A 15,064-nucleotide genomic window follows, 5' to 3' on the forward strand; every position below is an offset into this window, starting at 1 on the left:
TACTTTTATGCCTTACTGTCCATAATACCCATTTGTGGTATTTCCTGTGGAACATAGTCTCCCTGGAAGAATCGGCTGGCACGCAGCAAGTGTCTCCATACACTAACCAATTCCTGTGTTTCCTGCAATATGTTCAGATATACCATTGATGCTTTAAGGCTTCTGTTGTCAGCTTCCTGCATGTGGTTCATCTGATGTTTGCGAAGAGCTGAAATCTTGTTTTTAAGGTCATCACCTTTTTTCAGGATATCATCTGCTTCAGAGTAGTTGTTGGCTATAATGGCATTGCGTGTACGATCCATCAACTCACACAATTCTTCTCTGATAGGCAAGAACTCTGCGACATCATCTTTAGGAACTGGGTTGAAGTTGTTGTCAACATGTTCCTTACATGGTTCACAGATACGCTTCAAGCAGTATAGCATTTCTTCGCAGCTGTTTGTTCCAAGGTGGAACCATGTATTCTTTTCTATTGCTATGGTGATTGGAATACGTCTTAAACCAAGTATTTCCTTGCGACGGCGTTTTTTCAGGAGTTTACGCTGCTCGTCAGTCTCGTTAAGCGATTTTTTCAGTTTCTTCAAATCCTCGTTTATGAAACCGTCTGTCATCTTAATATATGCATCCTTACTGAAATCGATGTAGTGTGTAAGAGTTTCCTGTACGTGTTCGCGGAGCAATGCAAGTGTTTCGTTCTTGTCTTTGCTTGCCATCATACGCTTGAACAGGTCGTCCTGTTTTTCAGCTTTTTCTTTCTTGCTGTACATAATGTTGCTGCGTACAAGGAGGAATACAGCCAAAGCGATGAACGCAACCATACCTACTATGTTGGTGTAGAACATTATTACAGTTACAAGGGCACATGCTGTAAAGGCAACGAATGCAGTGATAAACCATCCGCCAATTACTGAAAGCATACCGGTGATACGATAGACTGCGCTTTCACGTCCCCATGCGCGGTCGGACAATGATGTACCCATAGCCACGATAAATGTAACGTATGTGGTAGAAAGAGGAAGTTTCATTGTTGTACCCATGATGATGAGTAAACCGGAAAGAACAAGGTTCACGGCTGCACGGATAAGGTCGAATGCGGCACCGTTTTCAAGAATTGCTTCATCCTTGTTGAATCGGCTGTTAATCCAGTTTCTTACGTTAGCAGGAATTACTCTCACCAGGAATTCGTTTATGCTTGTTGCACGACGTACGATTGTGCGGGCAAGACCTGATGAACCGAACATCTCGTCACCTTCTTCCTGACGGGCAAGATCGACTGAAGTCTTGATTACGTTTTTAGCTTTTTTCGATGTGGCAAGTGCATACACCATTACGATACCGGAAGCTACAAGGAATATCAGTGGAGTTTTTGCCGACGACATGAGCGATTCCATCATGAAACCATCCACACCTGCACCGTTAGAGTTTGCGACGAAGTCTGTATAAGCTGAATAACCGGCCAAAGGAACACCGATAAAGTTTACAAGGTCGTTACCTGCAAATGCAAGAGCCAGTGAGAATGTACCAAGAAGAACGATGATTTTCAGTACATTGACTTTGCACCAGTGTAGGATTTGCATAAAAATAGTGAAGAATACGAAACATCCAGTCACCAGCACCGCTGTGTTCGCGTCCACCCATGCCATTACTTCAGGAGTAATGAAAGGAGCAGTCTTAAGTCCCTTTATAAGAATAAAGTAAGAAAGAGAAGTTACGGCTATACCTCCGAATATACCAATAGTCCAAGAAAGATTCTTTTTATAGTTGAAGCTGAATATAAGACGTGAAATATACTGTACCACTGTTCCGGCTATGAAGGCTATGGCTACTGAAAGGAAGATACCAAGAATCACAGATAACGCTTTTTCTGTGTTCAGTAAGTCGCCGAGTGTAAGACCGCTTTCATCGGAAATCAGTTTAAGTAATGCAAGTATCAAAGTACCTCCCAATAGTTCGAATACCATTGATACTGTTGTTGATGTAGGAAGTCCCAAAGTGTTGAAAACATCCAGCAGTACCACATCAGTCACCATTACGGCAAGCAGGATACACATTATTTCGTAGAAGCTGAAGTTATTTGGTTGGAATATACCATGGCGGGCTATATCCATCATACCATTACTTAACACAGCTCCTGTAAATACACCTATTGCAGCTACGATAATGATTGTCTTGAATTTTGCAACTTTTGCTCCTACAGCGGAGTTCATGAAATTCACGGCATCGTTACTGACTCCAACCATAAGGTCGAAAACTGCCAGCATAAACAGGAATATTACAATCCCTAAATAAATAGTTTCCATAAAAATAATTAAGCTTTGATTTTTCGGGTGCAAATATCGGTAATTTAATTCTAAATATATGTTACAAATATGTTACAAATTTCCGTGTCGTAAAAAAATACACTATGCAGTGTTCTATATGTTATTTGATTTGATTTATTTATGTTTTCTCTCATTAAAAAAACAATATTTCGTATTTATATACTATGATTATTTGTCTATTTTAGTAAATTTGTAGCCGAATTCTAAAAATACCATAGCAATGTCAGAGTCAAAGAAAATTAAAACCGCTCTTATTTCGGTTTATCACAAAGACGGTTTGGACGCAATAATTGCCAAACTGCATGAAGAAGGTGTACAGTTTCTAAGTACAGGTGGAACACGTCAGTTTATCGAATCATTAGGTTATCCATGTATGGCGGTAGAAGATATTACTACTTATCCGTCTATTTTAGGTGGTAGAGTGAAAACTCTTCATCCGAAAATCTTTGGAGGTATTCTTTGCCGTAGAGAACTGGAAGGTGACCGTAAGCAGGTTGAACAGTATGAAATACCGGAAATAGATTTGGTTATTGTAGATCTTTATCCATTTGAAGCTACAGTTGCATCTGGTGCAAGCGAACAGGAAATTATAGAAAAGATTGATATAGGTGGTATTTCACTTATTCGTGCAGCTGCAAAGAATTTCAATGATGTGGTAATTGTTGCAAGCAAGGAACAGTATCCTACACTTCAGAATATATTGAACGAAAGAGGTGCTGTTACTACACGTGATGAAAGAAAAGCTTTGGCACGTGAGGCTTTTGGAGTTTCTTCTCATTACGATACTGCAATTCATGCTTATTTTGCAGAAAATACTAAGTAATTTTTCAGATTAATTTATATTAAAGGGTTAGCATGTCATGTTTATGATGTGCTAATCCTTATGCCGTATTAATAAACAAAGACCTAAAAGATGGGTTTATTCTCTTTTACACAAGAAATAGCGATGGACCTTGGCACAGCCAATACCATCATTATAAGTAATAATAAGATTGTTGTTGACGAACCTTCAGTGGTGGCTCTCGACAGACGTACCGAGAAGATGATCGCGGTGGGTGAACGTGCAAAACTGATGTACGAAAAGGAGAATCCTAATATCCGTACAGTACGTCCGTTGCGCGACGGTGTGATTGCCGACTTTAATGCCTGCGAACAGATGATGCGCGGTCTGATTAAGAAGGTTAACCCGGGAAAAAGACTTTTCACTCCTTCTCTGAGAATGGTTATCGGTGTTCCTTCTGGTTCTACTGAAGTGGAATTGCGTGCCGTACGCGACAGTGCAGAACATGCCGGCGGACGTGATGTATATTTGCTTTTCGAACCTATGGCTGCTGCTATTGGTATAGGTCTTGATGTTGAGGCTCCTGAAGGTAACATGATTGTTGACATAGGTGGTGGTTCAACAGAAATTGCCGTGATTTCATTGGGAGGTATCGTGTCAAACAACTCAATCCGTATCGCAGGAGACGATCTTACTGCTGATATTCAGGAATATATGAGCCGCCAGCACAACGTAAAAGTCAGTGAACGTATGGCTGAGCGTATTAAGATACACGTAGGTGCAGCTTTGACTGATCTTGGTGATGAGGCTCCGGAAGATTATATCGTCCGTGGTCCTAATCGTATCACAGCTCTTCCTATGGAGGTGCCTGTTTGTTATCAGGAAATAGCTCACTGTCTTGAAAAGAGTATCGCCAAGATTGAAACTGCTATATTGAGCGCTCTTGAAAATACTCCTCCTGAATTGTATGCTGATATCGTAAACAACGGTATTTATCTTGCAGGAGGCGGTGCTTTGCTTAGAGGATTGTCAAAGCGTCTTACTGATAAAATAAATATTCAGTTCCATGTAGCAGAAGATCCGTTGCTTAGTGTAGCAAAGGGTACGGGAATAGCTCTTAAAAATGTAGATCGCTTCTCATTCCTGATGCGCTGATAGTTTCTGTTTTGGCTTTTATGAATGCTTAAATAATATTCTGTGCGTAATATACTGGAATTCTTAATAAAATATTCTCATTGGACTTTGTTTATATTGCTCCAACTGTTGGCTGCAATTTTACTGTTCAGGTTCAATAGTTTTCAAGGGAGTGTATGGTTTACCTCTGCGTCCGAAGTGACGGCTTCTGTCACTAAGGTCGCTGCTGAGGTGACACGTTATTTCGGTCTTGAAAAGATGAACCGTAATCTTACTGAACGTAATGTTCAGCTTATGCAGGAATTGGAATATTATAAGAAACTGGTAGGTGAGGCTAATGATGGCAAGGATAGTTTGATAGTTATCCAAGGTATGCAGGAGGTTATAAGGACAGATTCGTCTGTGGTTGTAATAAAGCAACCGCCTACGATGATGGATCAGTCGTTTGTGGTTTGTCCTGCAAGAGTGGTAAACGTCAGTGTCAGACGCCTTGACAATTACTTGGCTATCGACAAGGGGGAATCCAGTGGGGTGCGTACCGGAATGGGGGTTATCAGTGGAATGGGAGTTGTAGGTATTGTATGCCGTACGTCAAAGAACTATTCTCTGGTACTGCCTGTTATAAATTCGGGAAGCAGCATCAGTTGTAAGATCGCGCGTACAGATTATTTCGGCTTCTTGAAATGGGAGGGAGGGGACCCTCTTATGGCTTTTATGACAGATGTTCCCCGACATGCTGAATACGAAATAGGTGATACTGTGGTGACAAGTGGTCATAGCACTGTCTTTATTGAAGGAATACCTGTCGGTACAGTGACTTCGAAAGATGAAAGTGATGACGAAATGTCATTGACTTTAGGAATACGTCTGTTTACGGATTTTGGCAGACTTAATGATGTGTATGTTATGGCTCTGCCCCCGCGTGAAGAATTATCGGAACTGGAAAAAGATATAAAATACTGAATATGACTGCTGCATGGGTAGATAAGATAAAATGGTTTGTCATCCTTGTTTTGATACAGGGAGTGATAATAAGTCAGGTACAGGTGTCTCGTTATGCTGTACCTTTACTTTATGTAGTGTTTATTCTGAAACTTCCATCTGATACCGGAAGAAAATCTTTATTGTTTTATTCGTTTCTTATAGGATTGTGTGTCGATATGTTCGGCAATACTCCGGGACTCAATGCTACAGCCTCGTTATGGCTTGCAATGGCTAGACCGTCATTGCTCAGATGGCAGACTTCGCGTGACAGTTCGGATTCGTTTGTTCCCGGAATAAAGTCTATGCGTTTGGCTCCTTATTTAAGATATGTATTTCCTTCTGTGTTGTTGCACTCTGCCGTATTGAATGTTGTGGATGCTTTTTCTGTAGCCAAAATATCGGATATAGTTATCGCAACATTGGCTGATACGGCTGTTACTGTGGCATTGATAATGATAATTGAATTAGTAGGGAGGAAAAAATAGTGAAACGGGATTACCAACTGGAGAAAAGGAAATATACTATCGGAGGTGTAGTTACTCTTATTGTCCTTGTTTTCATTATACGCTTGTTCACTCTTCAGATAATGAGTGACGACTATAAACGCAATGCTGACAGTAATGCTCTTCTGCAGCGTGTGAAATATCCTCCACGTGGCTTGATTTACGACAGACAGGGACGTTTGCTGGTCTTTAACCAGCCTGCCTATGACATTACTGTGGTAATGAAGGAGGTTGAGAAGTTTGACACTTTGGAGCTTGCCACATCATTGGGAGTTTCCAAGGATTTCCTTGTAAAGCGTTTTAAGGATATCAGAGACAGGCGTTTGAATCCGGGATATTCAAGATACACCCATCAGGTGTTGCTTACACAGCTTTCTTCCGAGGATTGTGCGGTTTTTCGTGAGAAGCTGTTTAACTTCCCTGGTTTTTATATTCAGGCCAGAACTGTAAGGCAGTATGGATATGATTGCGGCGCGCATATACTTGGCGATATAGCCGAAGTTTCGAAAGGTGAGATAGAAGATGATCCTTATTACAAGCGTGGTGATTTTATCGGAAAGTTAGGAGTAGAACGCTCGTATGAAACCCAGTTGAGGGGAGAAAAGGGTGTGGAGATTTTGCTTCGTGATGCCCATGGAAGAATACAGGGTAATTACATGAATGGCAGTTTTGACAAAGCTCCTGTGGCAGGAAAAAATCTCAAGTTAAGTCTGGATATAGAGTTGCAGGCTCTTGGCGAAAGGCTTTTGGAGGGAAAGATAGGAAGTATAGTAGCTATCGAACCATCCACCGGAGAAGTGCTGTGTCTGGTTTCATCTCCATCGTATAATCCGCATCTTATGGCAGGAAGGTTTAGAGGAGAAAACCATTTGAAATTGTCTAAAGATCCTTGGAAACCGTTGCTCAACCGTGCCATTATGGGAACATATCCTCCGGGTTCTACATTCAAGACTTCGCAGGCATTGACATTCCTCCAGGAAGGAATTATAAACACTGAAACACAGTATCCTTGTTCGCATGGTTTCAATTTCAGAGGTCTGCATGTGGGATGTCACTCACACGGTTCGCCTTTATCGGTAATACCTGCCTTGGCAACATCTTGTAATGCGTATTTCTGTTGGGGATTATATTATATGATAGGTGCCCGCAGTAAGTATGGTTCCGTACAGAATGCCATGAATACATGGCGTGACTATATGGTATCAATGGGTTTTGGATATCCTCTCGGTATAGACTTGCCTGGCGAAATGCGAGGTATGATTCCTAATGCCGCATTCTACGACAAGGCTTATCGCGGATCTTGGAACGGATTGACTATCATAAGTATTTCCATAGGACAGGGCGAGGTGACACTTACGCCGCTTCAAATAGCAAATCTTGGAGCTACTATTGCAAACAGAGGATATTATATAACTCCACACGTGGTAAAGGAAATTGATGGAGAGTCGCTTGATAAAAAATATACGGATAAACATTTTACAAAAGTTGAGCGTTCGCATTATGATGAAGTGGTGCAAGGCATGCGTGCCGCTGTTTTGGGAGGTACTTGTAGAGGTGCGAATCTGCCTGATATAGAAGTTTGCGGAAAGACCGGTACAGCTCAGAATAAGGGTAGAGACCATTCAGCATTTATGGGATTTGCCCCTATGAATAATCCTAAGATAGCGATAGCCGTATATGTGGAAAATGGCGGTTTTGGAGCTGTTTACGGCGTACCAATCGGGAAACTTATGATGGAGCAGTATCTGAAAGGTGAGCTTTCTCCACAAAGTCAGCTGCAGGCTGATGAAATTCAGAAACGAAGAATTAATTATGGCATACAGGAAAGATAGTATATTTAAGAACGTTGACTGGTGGACTGTATTTTTGTATCTTCTGCTGGTGATATGCGGATGGTTCAGTATTTGCGGAGCCAGTTATGATTATGGCGATCCTAACTTTTTCGACTTCGGGCTGCGTTCAGGAAAGCAGCTTGTCTGGATAGCTTGTTCGTTGGGACTGGCATCTGCCATATTGGCTTTGGATCATAGATTCTTCGATACTTATGCCTATTTAATTTTCGGTATATTGCTTTTGTTGCTTTTTGCCACTATTTTTAATCCGAATGAGATAAAGGGATCAAAATCTTGGATTGTATTGGGGCCTGTGAGCATTCAGCCTGCCGAGTTCGCCAAGTTCGGTACAGCGTTGGCACTAGCAAAGTTCATGGGAGAATATACATATTCATTGTCAAACAGAAGGCATCTTATGGTTACTCTTGCCATAATCCTGCTGCCTATGTTCCTCATAATAATGCAGAAAGAAACCGGTTCAGCATTGGTCTATCTATCTTTCTTTCTGATGTTGTATCGTGAAGGTATGCCTGGCGCGATATTGTTTACAGGTGTTTGTGCCGTTGTGTATTTTATAGTCGGAATAAGGTTTTCGGTGTTGCCAATGGCTGATGGAGTTACACCATGGGGAGAGTTTGCCGTTCTTGCTCTTATAATAATTCTTACGTCAGGACTGATATGGGTATATTGTAAGGCTGGCAGAAAATTATCTTACATTATCTTAGTAGTGGGTTTATCTGCCATAGTTTTGGGAATATTGTTCTCTTTTTATGTCATTCCTTTCAATCTGGTATATATGCTCTTAGGTATGATGGTAGTCCTTTTTGTGACTCTCATTGTGACTTTTTTGCGCGAGAGAATATATAGTTATCTTTACATCTCATTCTTTGTGATCGGGTCGGTAGCCTTTTTGTTTTCTATTGACTATGTGTTTGCCAATGTTCTGGAACCTCATCAGAAGGTAAGAATAGAGGTCTTGCTTGGAATGAAGGATGACCCTTCGGGAGCGGGTTATAATGTAAACCAGAGTAAGATTGCTATCGGTTCGGGAGGAATTCTGGGAAAGGGATTTTTAAATGGAACACAGACAAAATTAAAATATGTGCCAGAACAGGATACAGACTTTATATTCTGTACGGTGGGAGAGGAGCAAGGCTTTATTGGCTCGTCTGCCGTACTGATTTTGTATCTGATATTGATTTTGCGTTTGATGGTTCTGGCTGAACGGCAACCTACACGTTTTGCAAGGGTTTACGGATACAGTGTGATGAGTATTTTCTTTTTCCATCTGTTTATAAATGTAGGTATGGTGTTGGGGCTTACTCCTGTCATAGGTATTCCTTTGCCGTTCTTCAGTTATGGCGGTTCTTCTCTTTGGGGATTTACTATCCTGTTGTTTGTGTTTTTGCGTATAGATGCTTCAAGATACGGTAATACAAATGTGTAATCCTGTTATTGATATATCTTGATACCTACATCAGTTATGTTTTCAATGCTGGCATCTTTCATTATATGCCATATTTTTATTATTGAATCCTGACCTTGTTTATGGTAAATGTCAGGTCCTTGGGTTTCATATTGGTAGTATCCGCTTGCGGTTCCGTTGCTGTTCCAGTTTCCACGTTTGTTGGCTAGTTCCAGGTGTACGGTATCGGTTTTGCTGTTTTCATTGTTTCCTATTGAAATCCACAGGTCTTTGTATTTGTAGGTAACTGTATGTCTGACTCCTATTTTCGTTTTATACACACCGGTTTCCATACTGTCAGGCATAGCGAAAAAAAATGTATCTGCCTTCATCCATTTGTTTTCGATGGGAATATAATGGTGATAAACAGTTCCGGTTGTGCATGAGATGATTATGCAGCACATTGTCATCGCGATTGCATAATATATTTTCTTATTCATCTTTTTCTATCAGACTATGGTAATTGGGGACTTCTTTATGTAAATATAAAACACACAGGCTGTATCAGCCTGCGTGTCTATATCATTTGCTTTAATATTATTTAGGCAAATTCTTTTCGTTTACCTTAACTTCCGGCTGGCGTGGCACATTTGTTTTTGGGGCTTGTTCGCCAGGGTTGTTAGGGTTCTGCTGACGTTTGTTAGGGTTGTTTCCCTTGTGTCTGTTTTTCTGGTTCTTACCCTTATTTTCTATTTGTTTAGGTTGTTCTGCCGCTTCCTTGGGTTTGGGCTGTTCCTGCTGCGGCTTCTGCTGCTGTGGTTTTACAGCTTTATTATTATCTTGTTTTATTGTATTAGGCTGTTCTGTTGTTGCCTGTTGTGGTGTCTGGTTGTTCTTGTTTTTCTTCTTTTTGTTTTTTGACGTTTTGTTCTTGTCAAATCTTGTAAGGCTCTCTTGTTCCAGAAGATCTTTTGTCTTGCGGTCTTCTTTGGCTACCTCACTGCTGTCAAGCTTTTCAGGTTTTTCTCCTCTCTTATTCATATTTATAACCTCGAAAGCTCTTCGTGCACTTATGGTGCATTCGTTTGCAAGGAAACTCTTGTCTGTACTGTATGTAATGTTTCCTGACAAAATATCGGCTTTGAAATAATAATATGTCGAGTCTGATGTCTCGAGCTCGATTTCCTTGCTTGGCAGTCGTTTCTGACATTCCACATAAGCGTCAACTTCGTAGTTAAGGCAACATTTGAGTTTGGCACACTGTCCGGCAAGCTTTTGCGGGTTTAATGAAATGTCCTGATAGCGTGCGGCACTTGTTGATACTGAGATAAAGCTTGTCATCCATGTGGCGCAACATAATTCTCTTCCGCAAGGACCTATACCGCCTATTCTTCCGGCCTCCTGACGTGCACCGATCTGTTTCATTTCTATACGCACCTTGAAAGCTTCGGCCAGCACTTTAATAAGCTGTCTGAAATCGACTCTTTCGTCGGCTATATAATAGAAAATAGCTTTGTTTCCATCGCCCTGATATTCCACATCGCCTATTTTCATTTTCAAACCAAGATCTTCTGCTATCTTTCTTGAGCGTATCATTGTCTGGTGTTCACGGGATTTTGCCTCTTCGTATTTTTCCATGTCCACCGGTTTTGCCTTGCGATATACTCTTTTTATTTCAGCGTCAGGGCGTATGTTCGCTTTTTTCATCTGTAGCGGAACCAGACGGCCTGTCAATGTTACGGTACCTATATCATGTCCAGGACTTGCTTCTACAGCTACGATGTCGCCTTTTGCAAGTGGCAGTTTGTTGCTGTTCTTGTAATATCCTTTGCGCGTATTTTTAAACTGAACCTCCACCATGTCCTGTTCGTCGGAATTGCCGGGGATGTCAGCCATCCAGTCGTATGTATTCAGCTTGTTGTCCTGACGTCCGCATCCGCTACACGCCAGACAGCCGCTACCGTTTTTAAGTTTATATTCGTTATTCATGATTATTATTATATTTAGTTCGGAGCATATTTATATGTCCGTAATTCGTTATCTGTTTTTTATCAATACTATCATTCTTACAGCCAGATCGAAGAACACCATTTTGGGATTTACGTTTTGTTCTATATGGACTATTGCTTCTTCTATCAGTTCTTCTATACCATTTACGTTTCTTTCATTAATGAATGGTGCAAACCTTACTGCGAATGCGGCTTCTTCATGGTTCATATAGTTCAAGTCAGGTTTCTTGAAATTTGCCATGAAGTTTTCTCTGTTCATTCTGGCTGCATATCTCAGGAATATTTTATGTCTTTCCCTTCCTCGCGAAGCCATTTGCTCGCTCCAGTCTTTTAGTGATCTTATGTCTCTTCTCCACGCTTGTCTCATCAGTGTGGTAAAACTGTCGAAACAAGCTTTTTCCTCGTCGCTGAGACTTATGTTCTGCATGGCTTGGAGTACACTTCCTTCTGATAGTCTTGCAATATCGTTCGCATCGGCCTCGGTAAGTCCTAATTTAGAAATCAGATATTGTGCCAATATATCCTGTGCGATAGGAACAAGATTTATTCTTTGTGTTCTTCCGGCCAGTGTAGGCAATACATTTTCCGGTTCCTCGCTCACCATTATGAAAAGTGTTTTCTCTGGTGGCTCTTCTACCAATTTCAGCAGTTTGTTCGCACATTCCGCATTCATCTTTTCCGGTAGCCATATAATTGCTACCTTATATCCTCCCATTGCGGATTTTAATGACAGCTTTCTTTGGATTTCGTTGCTCTCTGAAGTGTAAATAAGAGGCTGTTTGTTTGGATCTCCCATATCTGAACACCAGTCTGCAAGTGTGAAATATGGCGAACGTTTTAATCTTTGTCGCCATTCCGAAATCCAGTCATCGGATACGATGGACGATCCTTCTTTTTTTCTGATAACCGGGAATACATAATGTATGTCAGGATGTTCCAGCTTTTCGGCCATTCTGCATGACATACATTCTCCGCAAGAATTATCCGATGTCGGGTTCGTACAGCATACATATTTGGCTAGTGCCATGGCGAAAGCCAGTTTCCCGCATCCCAATGGTCCGCACACCATAATGGCGTGTGGCAGTCGTCCCGCATGTATTGTCTGTGTTACCATGCGGACAGCTTCCTCTTGACCTATCACTGCGTCAAAACCTTCCGTTTTTTTAGTATATATGCTGTTCATTTTTAGTTTATCAGTATATTTCTTTTGCTATTTTTGCTATTGAATCCACAGCGCCTACCGAGTAGAAATGTATGCTAGGCACTCCGTGTTCCATGAGTTCCTTACATTGTTTTATTGTCCATTCACATCCCAGTGCTGCTACGTCCTGATCCGATTTACATTTTCTGACTTCTGCAGCAAGTTCTTCAGGCAAGTCTATTTTGAATGTTCTCGGGAGTACGTTTAATTGTGTAAGTTTCTTCAGAGGTTTTATTCCCGGAATTATCGGAACATTTATTCCTGCATTTCTTGCTTTTTCTACAAAGTCGAAATATTTGTTGTTGTCAAAGAACATCTGTGTCACGGCATATTGTGCCCCAGCTTCAACTTTCTTTTGTAGCCAGTACAGGTCTCTTTCCGCATTAGGCGATTCCTCATGCTTTTCAGGATAGCATGCCACACCATAACAGAACTGTGGTGGAAGTTTGTCCATTTCTGTTCCGTCGAAGAATATTCCCTGATTGTATTTGTTAATTTGCAGTTGCAGGTCTATGGCATGAGCGTGTCCGCCGTTTTCCGGTGTAAAGCTCTTTTGATGAGGTGCTTTGTCGCCTCTCAGGACAAGGAGGTCTGTTATACCCAGGAATTGAAGGTCGATAAGTGTATATTCTGTTTCCTCAGGAGTATATCCGCTGCATAACATATGCGGAACTACAGTCACTCCGTATTTTGCCTTTATGGCAGCAGCCACTGCAACCGTACCCGGACGTCTTCTTGTCAGTTTCCTGCAGAACATCCCATTAGGTTCAGGCATATACACATATTCGCTGCGATGTGTAGTAATGTTGATATACTTGGGGTTATATGGCAACAAAGTCTCTATGTCAGACAGCAGTCTGTCGATGCCCGTACCTTTGAGTGGTGGAAGAATTTCGAACGAGAAAGCTGTACTTTTTTCAGCATTAATCAGGTCTATTACGCTCATTTTTTTCTTATATTTGTATGTATTGTTTACAATGGAGACAAATTTATGAAAAAAAACGGACATAACCTTAATCAATGTTCTAATTTTGATAATATCCTTTCTATATAATAATGATTACCGCTTAAATTACAGGCGTTAACAGGTGGGCAAACCATCCTACAAAATTTCTCCACGCGCCTCTTTTCCTGTAATATTCTTTTGTCATGATTTCACTTTTTGTCTTGTCGTTCTTGTATATCTCGTCCAGTTCCCATGTGGTTTGCAGGTCGAAAATGAAAGCGTTTATTTCGTAGTCGTATTTCAGGCTTCTGCTGTTCAGGTTAGTACTTCCAACCGTGCAGAATCTGTCATCAACAGTCATTACTTTAGTATGGTGAAATCCGCCCTTATAAAGGTATATATGTGCTCCTGCCTTTCTGAATTTGTTGGCATAATAGAAACCCCCGTCAGGCGTAAATGAGATATCACATTTTTCTGAGAGCATTATTTCTACTCTTATCCCTCTTTTTAATGCTCTGTATATTGCTTTCCTTACACTTCTAGTCGGTGTAAAATATGGTGTGACTATGCGGATGTGATGTTCTGCCGCATCCATTGCTTCGATATAAGCCCTTCTTACTGCGTCGGGCGATTTGTGTGGAACTCTTTGTACTATAGCGACTTGTTTTCCCAGCTGTTCGGGTGTGTATGTGCTGTCTTCTCCATATGGAAAGTATGTATCTCCACCTATATTCTGTTTGGTCTCCTTGTTCCATACATATAGAAAAGCCTTTTGCAGTCCGCTTACAGCAGGACCTTCCAGGCACAAGTGCATATCCCTCCATGCTCCTATTTCCGGAAGTCCGTTTATGTAATAGTCGGCGATGTTCATTCCGCCGGTATAACCTGTCTTGCCGTCTATTATTACTATTTTCTGATGATCTCTACTGAATGCATGGTTGATGTAAGGAAATTTCATCGGGTCAAATCTTATGATTTCTATACCTCTGTCATTCAACATCTTAAGATGTTCCTTACGTAGTGGCCTGTTGTTTGACAGGTTGCCGAAATCGTCAAACATAGCCCTTACTTTTACTCCTTCCTGAGCTTTTTCTGCCAGGAGTGTGAATATTTCTTTTGCAATAGAGTCGCTTCGGAAATTGAAATATTCCAGGTGTATGTGTTTTTTTGCGTGTCTGATAGCTTCAAACAGACTCTCGAATTTAATTCTTCCATTTGGTAATAATTCTATTTCGTTATTGTTGTAAATTGGGATGTTTCTCCCGTGTAGATATCTTGCAAAAATAGAATCGGATGGAATATATTCGTCATGTTCTTCTTCATTCTCGCAAGATTGACAATAAGCATTATTGTTGGATATACAACAGATAATAATTAAAATGAGAATATTAAAATATCTGGATGCCATATTAAATCAATCTAAAAAATGCACAAAAGTAAGTATTATGTATTATATAACAAAACAGTAAAGTCTGTTCACTTGTTTTTTGACTAAAAAATATTACATATGAGCATATTTTTTCTTGTTGGTATTATTCAATATTATCCTTTTTTGTCCCACATAAAAAACGTGCGCACATTTTACCTGAAACGTGCGCACGTTTAGGATTGAATGGGCGCACGCTTAAAGTGGAATGTGCGCACGCTTTGAAAGTTACATTATGAGGATATAGAGACCTTGTTTTATATGTCTGTATTTATAGTCCTCTTTTTTGTTATGAAGTCTGTCGTTTTTGTATTTCCAATAGGGTGATATCAATATTTTCATTTGTTGCAAAGTTTAGAAACCTTGCCAACTATGAATTTGAACCTGAAAAATTCCAATATTAATATATAAATATGTATATAAAACTCACCAATTAATATAGCTTTTAAAGCCGATTAATTATTTCTTACGTCTTTTGTTTTGATTTACAGTATATTACGCCAAAAGTGATATTTTTTTTGA

General features: G+C 40.5%; 11 protein-coding genes and 1 pseudogene. 6 read left to right on the forward strand and 6 right to left on the reverse strand.

Annotated elements, in window-relative coordinates:
- Positions 1-5: 5 nt before the first annotated feature.
- Entirely contained in the window at positions 6-2,300 is a 2,295-nt protein-coding gene (locus tag NW213_RS14145) for an inorganic phosphate transporter (RefSeq protein ID WP_258323162.1), read from the reverse strand.
- A 241-nt stretch (positions 2,301-2,541) separates the two neighbouring features.
- Between NW213_RS14145 and NW213_RS14150 the strand changes: the two are divergent.
- The 6 genes and pseudogenes from NW213_RS14150 to rodA form a co-directional block, all read left to right on the forward strand.
- Positions 2,542-3,126 (forward strand): annotated as a pseudogene (locus NW213_RS14150) (IMP cyclohydrolase); the annotation flags it as partial.
- A 108-nt stretch (positions 3,127-3,234) separates the two neighbouring features.
- Entirely contained in the window at positions 3,235-4,257 is a 1,023-nt protein-coding gene (locus NW213_RS14155) for a rod shape-determining protein (protein WP_154044964.1), read from the forward strand.
- Between the two features lie 42 nt (positions 4,258-4,299).
- On the forward strand, positions 4,300-5,199 hold the full coding sequence (mreC, locus tag NW213_RS14160; protein WP_258323163.1) for a rod shape-determining protein MreC: 900 nt from the start codon (positions 4,300-4,302) through the stop codon (positions 5,197-5,199).
- 2 nt (positions 5,200-5,201) lie between these two features.
- Complete coding sequence (locus NW213_RS14165; protein WP_154044962.1) at positions 5,202-5,705, forward strand: rod shape-determining protein MreD; 504 nt, start codon at positions 5,202-5,204, stop codon at positions 5,703-5,705.
- Positions 5,705-7,555: a penicillin-binding protein 2 gene (gene mrdA, locus NW213_RS14170; RefSeq protein WP_258323164.1), complete on the forward strand. Its 1,851-nt coding sequence runs from the start codon at positions 5,705-5,707 to the stop codon at positions 7,553-7,555. Before NW213_RS14165 ends, mrdA begins: the two co-directional genes overlap by 1 nt.
- Entirely contained in the window at positions 7,536-9,002 is a 1,467-nt protein-coding gene (gene rodA, locus NW213_RS14175) for a rod shape-determining protein RodA (RefSeq protein ID WP_258323168.1), read from the forward strand. Before mrdA ends, rodA begins: the two co-directional genes overlap by 20 nt.
- A gap of 5 nt (positions 9,003-9,007) precedes the next feature.
- On the opposite strand, the gene NW213_RS14180 is transcribed toward rodA, so the two are convergent.
- From NW213_RS14180 to NW213_RS14200, 5 genes are all read right to left on the reverse strand, one after another.
- Positions 9,008-9,460, reverse strand: a complete 453-nt coding sequence (locus NW213_RS14180) for a gliding motility lipoprotein GldH (RefSeq protein WP_204394348.1) — start codon at positions 9,458-9,460, stop codon at positions 9,008-9,010.
- 97 nt (positions 9,461-9,557) lie between these two features.
- Positions 9,558-10,949 (reverse strand): regulatory iron-sulfur-containing complex subunit RicT, encoded by a 1,392-nt coding sequence (locus NW213_RS14185; RefSeq protein ID WP_258323165.1) that lies wholly within the window; start codon positions 10,947-10,949, stop codon positions 9,558-9,560.
- 48 nt (positions 10,950-10,997) lie between these two features.
- Complete coding sequence (locus NW213_RS14190) at positions 10,998-12,152, reverse strand: DNA polymerase III subunit (RefSeq protein WP_154044957.1); 1,155 nt, start codon at positions 12,150-12,152, stop codon at positions 10,998-11,000.
- Between the two features lie 10 nt (positions 12,153-12,162).
- Positions 12,163-13,116: a methylenetetrahydrofolate reductase [NAD(P)H] gene (gene metF / locus NW213_RS14195; RefSeq protein WP_154044956.1), complete on the reverse strand. Its 954-nt coding sequence runs from the start codon at positions 13,114-13,116 to the stop codon at positions 12,163-12,165.
- A 121-nt stretch (positions 13,117-13,237) separates the two neighbouring features.
- Complete coding sequence (locus NW213_RS14200) at positions 13,238-14,524, reverse strand: phosphatidylserine/phosphatidylglycerophosphate/cardiolipin synthase family protein (RefSeq protein WP_204394346.1); 1,287 nt, start codon at positions 14,522-14,524, stop codon at positions 13,238-13,240.
- Positions 14,525-15,064: the final 540 nt, after the last annotated feature.

The organism is Bacteroides sp. ET336, assembly GCF_024733815.1.
Lineage (GTDB): Bacteria > Bacteroidota > Bacteroidia > Bacteroidales > Bacteroidaceae > Phocaeicola > Phocaeicola cellulolyticus.